The sequence below is a fragment of the Kitasatospora sp. NPDC097605 genome (assembly GCF_040302725.1).
Taxonomy (GTDB): domain Bacteria; phylum Actinomycetota; class Actinomycetes; order Streptomycetales; family Streptomycetaceae; genus Kitasatospora.
Genome location: NZ_JBEOSF010000093.1, coordinates 1 through 1,240, shown reverse-complemented (window position 1 = coordinate 1,240; position 1,240 = coordinate 1). Strand labels below are relative to the sequence as shown.

The following is a 1,240-nucleotide window of genomic DNA, read 5'->3' as shown; positions in this document are numbered from 1 at the left end:
GGTGGGGGGAGGCCGGCCCGGACGAGGCGACTGTGGTGGTGGCTGTTTCTCCCTGTCGTGGTTCCGACGGGTGGGGCTGTGGTCCGGGTGAGGGCAGCGCGGCCGGGAGACCCAGGCACAGGGCGGCTGCCGCGGCGCAGGCCGCGGTCGCGCCCAGGGCGCGCCGGCGGTGGCGGCGCCGGTCGGCGCGTCTGCGGATCTCCGCGGCGGGCAGGGCCGGTGCGGACATCTGCGTGCCGAGCAGCCGCAGCCGGCCGCCGAGGGTGTCGTGGGTGTCGTGGGTGTCGTGGGTGGGGTCAGACACGGAGCTTTCCTTCCTCACTGGTCGGGGTCCGGTCGGCGAGTGCGGCCGCGAGCGCGGTCCGGCCGCGGGCGAGGCGGCTCTTGACGGCGCTGACGCCGGCGCCGGTCTCGGCCGCGACCTGCTCGACGGAGAGGTCGCACATGTGGTGCAGGACCAGAGCGCTTCGCTGGGCCTCCGGCAGGTCGCGGAGCGCGGCGACCAGCATCAGGTGCTCCTCGGTGGGGGGCTCGACGGTGGGTAATTCCTGGCGGTGGTGGCGTCCGGCTAAGTGCAGGCCCCGGGCCAGACGCCGCCAGCGGGAGTGGGCCAGGCGTCGGGCCGTGGTCCGGATCCACGCCTCCGGGGCGTCGTCCGGGTCGAGGGTGCGCCGTCGGTCCCACGCGCGGATGAAGGCCTCCTGGACCACGTCCTGGGCTTCGGACCAGTCGCCGGTTATCGCGTAGAGCTGCCCGGTCAGGCGGGGGAAGGACGCCGCGTAGAACGCGTCGAACTCCTGTGACGTCATCAAAGGCCTCTCCTCCGGGACTGTCCGTCAGCTCGCGGCACAGGCGGCCCGCGGGGAGGCGTTCCCCGGCCGCGGCGGTGAAGCCGCGCGTCCTGGGTGGAGCCTCCCGCCCTGTACGCACGAGCGCGCTTCCGGCGTTGCGCCCACGACCTGTGGCGTGGATCACGTGCGCGGGGTGCGACCTGCCGGACGCCGGGAGGCGTACAGGGGTGCTGGCATCAACCGGATGCCTGTAGGAGATGGAGACGGATTCATGCGTATCCGCCCGATCATGCTCATCACCGCCGCCGCCACCGCTGCGGCCATCGCGACCGCGGGAGGGATGGCCACCGCCGCGACCGGCGCCTCGACCCCCACGGCCCACAGCAAGCCCTCCGCCACGCCGACGGCCACGGCCGCCGGCGGCTCGGTCGTCACCGGTGCGACCGCCA

At 74.5% G+C, this 1,240-nt stretch carries 1 protein-coding gene and 1 pseudogene; both read right to left on the bottom strand.

Going from position 1 to position 1,240, the window contains the following annotated elements:
* Positions 1 to 304 (bottom strand): annotated as a pseudogene (locus tag ABTX81_RS39555) (hypothetical protein); the annotation flags it as partial.
* Entirely contained in the window at positions 297 to 809 is a 513-nt protein-coding gene (locus ABTX81_RS39550) for a SigE family RNA polymerase sigma factor (RefSeq protein WP_350555785.1), read from the bottom strand. The gene ABTX81_RS39550 and the pseudogene ABTX81_RS39555, both read right to left, overlap by 8 nt.
* Between the last annotated feature and the right edge of the window lie 431 nt (positions 810 to 1,240).